Annotated in this window: 9 protein-coding genes; 2 read left to right on the top strand and 7 right to left on the bottom strand. The window is 58.2% G+C overall.

The annotated features are described in order from the left end of the window. Positions 1–112: 112 nt before the first annotated feature. The 7 genes from Q0J75_RS11945 to Q0J75_RS11915 all read right to left on the bottom strand — a co-directional run bounded on the left by Q0J75_RS11945 (position 113) and on the right by Q0J75_RS11915 (position 6894). Positions 113–910 carry a PocR ligand-binding domain-containing protein gene (locus tag Q0J75_RS11945; RefSeq protein WP_297201599.1) on the bottom strand — a complete coding sequence of 266 codons (798 nt, stop codon included), beginning with the start codon at positions 908–910 and terminating at the stop codon, positions 113–115. A gap of 26 nt (positions 911–936) precedes the next feature. Next, positions 937–1989, bottom strand: a complete 1053-nt coding sequence (gene tsaD / locus Q0J75_RS11940; RefSeq protein ID WP_297201597.1) for a tRNA (adenosine(37)-N6)-threonylcarbamoyltransferase complex transferase subunit TsaD — start codon at positions 1987–1989, stop codon at positions 937–939. Beyond that, entirely contained in the window at positions 1986–2450 is a 465-nt protein-coding gene (gene rimI / locus Q0J75_RS11935) for a ribosomal protein S18-alanine N-acetyltransferase (RefSeq protein WP_297201595.1), read from the bottom strand. The genes tsaD and rimI overlap by 4 nt, the downstream gene beginning before the upstream one ends. Before the next feature lie 12 nt (positions 2451–2462). Then, positions 2463–2696, bottom strand: coding sequence for a DUF6199 family natural product biosynthesis protein (locus Q0J75_RS11930; RefSeq protein ID WP_297201592.1), 234 nt, complete (start codon positions 2694–2696; stop codon positions 2463–2465). Between the two features lie 13 nt (positions 2697–2709). Beyond that, complete coding sequence (polA, locus tag Q0J75_RS11925; RefSeq protein WP_297201591.1) at positions 2710–5370, bottom strand: DNA polymerase I; 2661 nt, start codon at positions 5368–5370, stop codon at positions 2710–2712. 295 nt (positions 5371–5665) lie between these two features. Then, entirely contained in the window at positions 5666–5944 is a 279-nt protein-coding gene (locus Q0J75_RS11920; protein WP_297201589.1) for a hypothetical protein, read from the bottom strand. A gap of 89 nt (positions 5945–6033) precedes the next feature. Next, the gene (locus Q0J75_RS11915) at positions 6034–6894 is read right to left on the bottom strand and encodes an MSCRAMM family protein (protein ID WP_297201587.1); all 861 of its coding nucleotides are present in this window, start codon (positions 6892–6894) and stop codon (positions 6034–6036) included. 229 nt (positions 6895–7123) lie between these two features. Here Q0J75_RS11915 and Q0J75_RS11910 point away from each other — a divergent pair, with 229 nt between their 5' ends. After that, positions 7124–7939 carry a hypothetical protein gene (locus Q0J75_RS11910; RefSeq protein ID WP_297201585.1) on the top strand — a complete coding sequence of 272 codons (816 nt, stop codon included), beginning with the start codon at positions 7124–7126 and terminating at the stop codon, positions 7937–7939. A gap of 173 nt (positions 7940–8112) precedes the next feature. Continuing rightward, positions 8113–8796 (top strand): hypothetical protein (locus tag Q0J75_RS11905; protein WP_297201583.1); only part of this gene is annotated, 684 nt, incomplete at its 3' end.

The raw sequence follows: 8796 nt of genomic DNA, 5'->3' as shown, positions 1-8796 counted from the left end.
TCTCACCACCTATTGCTATTTTACCTCTTGCAAACGAAAAAGCCCAGCTTTCGCTGGACTTTTTCGACAGGCTGAGAGGAGGCCGCTTAAAAGCGGCCTCCTCTTGAGCGTTTTACAGCGCACCATCCGTGTCGGTCTGCTTCCCATTCATGCGGAGGATCGACTCCTTTACCCCGTCGATCAGCCGGAACACCTCGTTATATACATTGGCGGAATCCTGAGAATGGCGGCTCAGCTCCTTGGCCACCACCGCGAAGCCTACGCCGGCCGCTCCGCTATGGGCCGCCTCCACCGAGGCGTTGAGAGCCAGGATGGTCTCCATAGTGGAGATCTTGTGCAGTTCCCCATTCATCTTCTGGATATCCCCAATCAGCGCCATGGAATGTTGGAGCTCCCGGTCAAAGATCTGGATCCGCTCCGCGTTGACCTTTTTAAAATACTCCAGATTGACCCACAAATTGATCATATCGCCCATCAGGTCGGCAGCGGCCCGGATCTGCTCCTCCGTCCGCACAGGCACCCGCTTGACCGCGTTTACATAGTCCTCCTCCGGGATTCCCAGCTCCCGGGCAATCCCACGGAACTTCTCCAGATCGGGCTCCTCCGACAAAATCTGGCCTCCCAGCATGGCCCCGACCTTCTCTCCCTCCAGCATAATGTCCTTGGAGAAGTCGATCAGCCCAGCGTGGCAGAAATAGGTACCGGTACATTCTGTATCGCACTTTTGGCACCGGCGGGCGCCTTCCTCATTCGCTCTGGTATAGCGCATACAAAAGTCTGTAAAGTTACTGGGCTTTGTAAGGTATTCTCCCTTTGCATCAACTGCGATGGCAGCCAATCCTGTGGCCTTGGAAAATTGATCCTGAATCTGCTGAAGCCGGTCCATGTCCATAAACTGACGGATATCCATTCCGCGTCCCTCCCTAATTATCTTTCCTATCTAATTGATTTGATCTTCTTTTTGATTCCATCCACACCCATACCGGCCCCGATGTCCCGGGTGGCATAAGCGTTCAGGTCCATTCCCCCACGAACACCAGCCAGATACTCATAGTAGCCCTGACAGCCAATCATGGCCCCGTTATCCCCGCACAGGGACAAGGGGGGTAGATAGAGCTTATCCCCAGACCGCTTACAGGCCTCCTCCAGGTCAGCTCGGATACGGGAGTTGGCGGCCACGCCCCCGGCCACGGCAAGTTTGCCATAGCCGCAACGTTTGGCCGCTTCCATGGTACGGGGCACCAGGGTGTCGCTGACGGCTGCAGCAAAGGAGGCCGCCAGTCCCTTCAGGTCCAGGCTCTCCCCTTTTTGATTGGCGTTATGCGCCAAGTTCAAGACCGCTGTTTTCAGTCCGGAAAAGGACATATCCAGCGGAGCATCAGCCACATGGGCCCGTGGCAAGTCATAACACTTGTCATCTCCGCCCTGGGCCAGCTTGTCCATGGGCGCCCCACCGGGGTAGCCGATCCCCAATACCCGAGACACCTTGTCAAAGCACTCTCCCGCCGCATCATCCCGGGTAGCACCCAGGATCTCCATGTCGGTATAGCCCTTGACATCCACAATCATGGTGTTGCCCCCCGACACACACAGGCAAACAAAGGGAGGCTCCAGATCAGGGTGGGCGATGTAGTTGGCGGCAATATGGCCCCGAACATGGTGGACAGGTACGATGGGCACATGAAGGCCGTAGGCCACCGACTTGGCAAAGTTTACCCCCACCAGCAGGGCCCCGATGAGGCCGGGGGCGTAGGTCACCGCCACCGCGTCAATGTCGGCCTTGGTCACCCCCGCCTGACTGAGGGCCTGGTCAGCCAGCCCGGCGATGGCCTCAATGTGCTTGCGGGAGGCGATCTCAGGCACCACCCCGCCGTAAAGAGCATGCATATCCGCCTGGGACGCGATGGCGTCGGACAGAACGGTGCGGCCGTCCCGCACCACCGCCGCCGCCGTCTCGTCACAGGAGGATTCAATGGCTAAAATATTCATTCCGTTCCCTTCGTTTCCTCAGAAAAAGTGATGGTCATCAGCAAGGCGTCTTCATGCTCCTCCCGGTAGTAGTTCTTCCGGCGGCCCACCACCTGAAAGCCCAGCTTCTCATACAGACCGATGGCGGGGGCGTTGCTCTCCCGCACCTCCAATGTGAGAAAGGCCAGATGGGCCTGTCCAAACCGAAGGTAGGCGCTTAGAATGGCCTCCGCCACTCCCTGGCGGCGGTAGGCCGGGGCCACCGCGATTTTCTCCAGCGTGCCCTCGTCCAGAATGGCCCGCACCTCGCCGTAGCCCAGCATAGTACCGTCCTCCCCCTCGGCCACCACCAGGGAGATCATGTCGTTGTACAATTCCTGCTCCAGCAGAGCCTCCGACCAAGGGTGGGAAAAACATTCCCGCTCGATGGCCGCCACCTGGGGCAGGTGAGATTTATCCATGGGAACCAATTTATAACGCAACACCATCGCTCCTTAAAAGGCAAAATAGAGAATCACCGCAACCAGCATCACCAGAAAGATCACGGTGCCCAACAGCAGGCAAAGTACCCCCAGCAATCGGGTCAGCGTCTCATACCATTCAGAGGGCTCGCCCCCTTCGGTACACCAGAAATGCTCCAGTTTCCACACCCACTCCGGTTTGGCCAAAAGCAAAATGCCCACAACAGCCAGCACCAGACCAGCCAGGCAAAACCATAGTTCCCTCATACAACTTCCTTTCTCATCCCTTGGCCTGGGCCCAGCTCTTCCCGGCGTGGGCCTCGGCAATGAGGGGCAGAGCCAGCTCCACTACCTGCTCCATCTCTCTCTCCAGCAGGTCTTTTACCCGGTCGCTCTCCCCCTCCGGGCACTCCACAATAAGCTCGTCGTGGACCTGAAGGATAAGCTTTGCCTCCAACCCTTCAGCCCGCAGCCTGTCCCGTACCCGGATCATGGCCAGCTTAATGATGTCGGCAGCGGTACCCTGGATGGGCATATTCAGGGCCACCCGCTCCCCAAAGGAGCGCATATTGAAGTTGGAGGACTTCAGCTCCGGCAGCCACCGGCGGCGGCCCATGAGAGTGGACACATAGCCGTCGGCCTTGGCCCGCTCCACCACCGCGTCCATATAGGCCCGGACGCCGGAATACTTCTCAAAGTATTTCTCCATATACTCCTTGGCCTCGGCCCGGGTGACCCCGATGTCCTGAGCCAGGGAGAAGTCGGAAATCCCGTAGACGATGCCGAAGTTCACCGCCTTGGCCCGCCGGCGCATCTCATGGGTCACGTCCTGGGGGGGCACCCCGAACACCTGGGAGGCGGTGACGGTGTGGATATCCTCCCCAGAGCGGAAGGCGGCGATCATGTGCTCGTCCCCCGCAATGTGGGCCAGCAGCCGCAGCTCGATCTGGGAATAGTCGGCATCCACCAGCATCTTCCCTGCCGGAGCCACAAACATCTTCCGCAGTTCCGCCCCCAGCTCGGTGCGGACGGGGATGTTCTGCAAATTGGGCTCGGTGGAGGAAAGCCGCCCGGTGGCGGTGACGGTATTCTGGAAGGAGGTGTGGATGCGCCCGTCGGCGGCGATGACCTTGGTCAGGCCCTCCACGTAGGTGGACTTCAGCTTGGCCAGCTGCCGGTAGTCCAGCACCGCCTCCACAATGGGGTGCTTGTCCCGCAGCTTTTCCAGCACCTCGGCGTTGGTGGAGTAGCCCGTCTTGGTCTTTTTGACCGGAGGCAGGCCCAGCTTGTCAAAGAGAATGTGTCCGAACTGCTGGGTGGAGTTGATGTTGAATTCCTCCCCTGCCAGCTCATAAATCAGGGCCTCGTCGGCTTTGATGCGCTCCTCCAGCATTTTGCCAAATGCGGTAAGCGCGCCCCGGTCCACCAGCACCCCGGCGTGCTCCATCTCAGCCAGCACCGGGCACAGGGGGAGCTCCACCTCATAATAGAGCCTTTCCATGTCCAGTTCGCTCAAGCGGGCAGCCATAGGGTCTTTCAGCGCCCCGATGAGAGCGCAGTGGGACAGCATGACTCCCAGGGCCTTGGCAGTCTCTCCCAGGGGGGTAAAGGCATCCTTAGCCAGGTAGGTGTCCTTGGCCTTGAGAAATTCGTGGTTGAACCACCGCATACCTAGGGTTTCCAGCTCATAACTGCCGTCGGTGGGAGCCAACAGGTAGGCGGCGATAGCGGTATCAAAGACAAAGCCGCCCCCCTCGATGCCCTCATCCAGCAGCCGGGACAGCAGGGTCTTGACGTCGTGGGTGTTCTTCTTGATGTCGGGGGCAAAAAGGGATTTCAAAATCTCGTTATACCCTTCCAGCTGATCCGCCCGAAGAATGGCGGCGTGGCTGTCCCGCTCCGTCTCCCAATGCTCCACCACAACCACATCCAGGGAGGGCAGGGCCAGCACATCCACGCTGTCCTTCTGCCGCCAGATAGCCAGCAGTTCCTCCGCCCTGGCCCGGTCGGTGACGTCCTCGCTGGTACAGGTGCCGGTGACCTGCTCCTCCTGGACCTGCTCCCCCTGGGGGGCCTTCAGGCCCAGCTTGTCGATCAGCTTGTTGAACTCCAGCTTCAAAAACAGCTCATACAAAGCGGCTGTGTTGGGCTCCTGCCGCAGATTGGCCTCGGGCGTGAAGTCGATGGGAGCATCGGTGTGGATGAGGGCCAGATCGTAGGACATTTTGGCCTGTTCCACCCCCTCCGCCAGCTTTTTCAGCACGGCGGGCTTGGCCTCCACCCCGTCCAGATCTTCATAGATGGCGGCCACGCTGTGATAGCGCTGGATCAGATCCATAGCGGTCTTTTCCCCGATTCCCTTGACCCCGGGGATGTTGTCGCTGGTATCTCCCATCAAAGCCTTCAGGTCCACCATGTGGATGGGGTCAAAGCCGTAGGCCTCCCGGAAGGCGTCGGTGGTCATTTCTTTCGTGGTGGTCTGGCCCATACGGGTGGATACCAGCTTTACCCGAGTGGTATCGGTGACCAGCTGAAGAGAGTCCTTGTCACCAGTAACAATCACGGTATCCCATCCGGCGGCGGCGTCTTTCACAGAGATGGTGCCGATGAGATCATCGGCCTCCCACCCGTCCAGTTCATACCGGGGAATATTCATGGCGGCCAGTACGTCCTTGAGTACCGGCAGCTGGGCGGCCAGCTCGTCAGGCATGCCCTTTCGTTGGGCCTTGTAGCCCTCATAGGCCAGATGGCGGAAGGTCGGGGCTTTCCGGTCGAAGGTAACGCACAGAGCGTCCGGCTTCTCCTCCTCCGTCAGCTTGAGCAGGATATTTACAAAGCCATAGACGGCGTTGGTGGGCTGCCCATCCCTGGTGGTGAGCAGTTTGATGCCGTAAAAGGCCCGGTTGATAATGGAATTGCCGTCGATGACCATGAGCTTCATGGAAGGACCTCCTGCCGCCCGGTTTCCCGGACACAAAATCTCAGGATATAGTATACCAGCTTTCCTCCCGCCGTACAAGAGAAAAGGGAGCGCGTCGCGCTCCCTTTAAGACTGTCGAAAAAGGCCATTGGCCTTTTTCGACAAAGAGATACATGACGAATGGGGTTCGATTTCTCACGAAATTGTCACCCCATTCGCCATGAGAAGTATCCATTCCGAGGCGCATGTCCTCAGAATGGATAGATTCTGATTTCATTCCACCGCCTGCGGGCGGCTGAACTCTGCGAGGCCCCTTTTACAGGCTCCCACCCGGCTGATTGAAAAAACAGTGGCAAAGCTCCCGCTGCCAGCTCCAGGTCCGCTCCACCGGGTCCAGAACCACAGTGATATTGGCGCCCGGCGGCAGCCCCAGCCGCAGCCGGCACAGGCAGCGCTCCGCCCGCTCCAGCGTCAGCAGATAGTCCCCCGGCCTGAGAAAGCCGAACATAGCTTGCCCCATCCGGATCCAGCTGTTGCATCCCTCCACAGGGCACAGGGTCAGTCGGTCCCAGGGAGAGGCCCCCCGCGCCAGCACCCGTACCCCACAGAGGCTGTAGGAGGGTATGGCGCAGAAATTCTGCTGCCGCTCCTTCTCTCCGCACAGGCAGAAAACCGGCCCGGCAGTTACCGCTCCAGTTTGGCCTTGACCAGGTACTGCCCGCCGATGACGCCGCCAAAGAGGTATTTTCCCTCGGCATTGGTTTTGGTAACAGCAATCAGCCGTTCCACTGCCGCGGCGCCCGTCCCAGTGATCTGATACAGGCCCACAAAGCATCCCGCCACGGCGGTACCGTTCTGATCCCGGATGATACCGCTGACAGTACCATTATAGGTGCGGACATCTGCCGCCAGGGTCATGGTCACATTGGCCAGAGAACCGCCGGTAATGGTAACCGCCATGGGAGCCGAGGTCAGATAGCCCTCGGCGGAAGCCAGCAGCGTATAGACCCCGTCGGCTACATCATAGAACAAAAACTCGCCGTCGGCCGCCGAATAGGTGGCTGCCACTGTGGTATTATTGCTGTCCTTCAGGGTGATTTTAGCTCCGGCCAGCGGTGTGACCGTGGTGCCGCTGGTGGTGGTGAGCACACCGGCGATGGCCCCCAACGTCAAGGTGGCGTCAGCGGTACACGCCAGGTTCATCAAGGTGGTATCACCGGAGGCCAGCGTTACCCCCAGGCCGTCGCTGAGCAGATAACCGTCCTTGACCGCGCTGATGGTATAGGTGCCCGCCGGAACATCACTAAGGGTATACTGACCGTTTGCGTCGGTCAGCGTGTGCTGGAAGGGAGTGCCGGTGCTGTCAAAGAGCTTGACAGTGGCGTCGGCCAGAGGCGCTGCGCCGTCGGTCACAGTACCATATACGGTGGCAAGCCCAGCCGTTACCGGGGGCAGCTCCAGGTCGATGTCCGCCTCCTGAATGCCTTGCAGCGTAAAGCTGGAGCTATACTCCAGGCCCAGCAGGTCCTGCTTGATATCCGCCATAACATATCCTCCTGTAGAGATGATCTGATTGGTTGGCGCCCCATCTTTGGGACAGGGCGTATCCCATTCTATCCACCGTCCCGGCTGGCGGTTCCTCCTCCCTTACCAACTCCGCAGGGGAATTCTCAATTTGTTCACGGGTTTTTAAGCGCACTTTTAAGTATATCTGCTACTCTATTGGCATCAGGCAAGCGCCTTTGCCTGACAAACTTTTTTGGAGGTCACTGCTATGAAAAAGAAGCGATACCTTGCCCTGACGCTCGCAGGGCTCTTGTGCGTGGGCCTTCTGAGCGCCTGCGGCTCCGATACCGGCAACGAAAGCGGCACAGATGAGCCTCCCTTGGAAAGTGCCTCTGCCACCCCCGCTCTGGAGGACAGCTCTACCGGAGAGACCGGAGGGCTGGTCGAGACCCCGTCCTATTCCGCCGGTATGGTCCTATCTGTGGACGGCAGCCAGCTGACCCTTCAGTGCTACACCCCGGCGGATGGCAGCAGCGAGGCAGCTCTTACCGACGCCACTGATTTCATTCTGTCGGACTACGTGCTCTCTCAGGACATAGTAACCATCACCGTAGACGATGAAAGTCTGCTCCACGGATTGGAGGACAGCACAGGGGGATCTCTGGCTGTATCCGACCTGATGCCGGGCAATATTCTGCTCTGGCAGCAGGACGCTGACACCGGAGCACTGACCGACGTGGTCCTTCAGAATACTGGCGCCGGGGTGGAGATCCAGCTGGCCCAAGTCACGGCAATTGGGAAAGACGGCAGCCTGACTGTAACCTGGTATACACCATCGGATACGACTGATTCCGTCACCAGCTATACCAACATTGATCTGAGCGCCTATACTCTGGACTCTTCCGCTGAGGAACTGGCCGTGGATGAGAGCGTCTCCGTTTATCTTTTGGAAGACACCTATCTGACAGAATGCGCTCTGTCCGACCTGAGCGTGGGCAATACCCTGGCGGTATTCCTTTCTTCCGACGGACAGCCGGTACAGATGGTTCTGATTCCGGCTTCGGAGCCTTTGAACGCCATTTAAACCTTTTGTTTCCTCATAGTTTCGCCTGCCAGCCTATGGGAGCGGAGTGAGTAAAACGGTCCAGTGGACAAAAGACCGGATGATTGGGGATGTTGCCCTTTTTCAACAAGTCCTAAATATAGAAAAGTAAGAAAAACCAGGGCGGGGCCCATCTTGACGCGTGGAAAGAGAATATGTATTCTTTTGGCTATTGTGGCCGCACTGATTCTCGCCGTTCTTGTTATCGTCTTTGCCTTTGCCAGAGCTTTGGTGGCTTGATATGGAAGTTCCTCCCGAATGGTGTCCAAGTATTTCTGGGCATCTGTGAAGGTCTGTTCTTCACCACTGGCGTAGGTGATCCGACCCACAGGCTTTGCCTGTTGGGCCATCCGTTGCTGGCGCAGGTCGTAGGAATAAAGGTACCCCTGATATTCCCCAGGGGAAGGGGTGCAGCGCAGGCAGTAGCGGTAGTGCTCCGTCTCCGCGATATAGCCGAAGCATCGGCCATCCTCGGTGATCTTACCGCCGTGCTGATAGCAGTAGTTTCTCATCGAAGCCAGATTCGTAAGGGGACCATCCGACCGGAGCATATCCACAAACTTCTGAAGTTCGTCTTTGAATTCCCCCGTGTTGAACTGGTCGCCGTTGTGGGGCTACCAAGTGTGGTAGAACTCTTTTCCGGAAGCTCCGAAGTCCATCCGTATATGGCCTACCGTTCCCAGCACCGCATCCTCGGCCTCGTCCATCTGGGAATAGAAAAGGCCCGCCTCCTCAATGGAAGCGGGCCGAAGCGCAAAGGGATATTCTATTGTCGTTTGTGTTTGCCACATCATTTAGTTCACCTCCATTATTTTATGAACACAATCAATACCACAACG

It is taken from the genome of uncultured Flavonifractor sp., from assembly GCF_944385615.1.
Taxonomy (GTDB): domain Bacteria; phylum Bacillota; class Clostridia; order Oscillospirales; family Oscillospiraceae; genus Flavonifractor.
The sequence above is the reverse complement of the archived record's forward strand: the minus strand, read 5'-3'. Positions and strand labels throughout refer to the sequence as shown.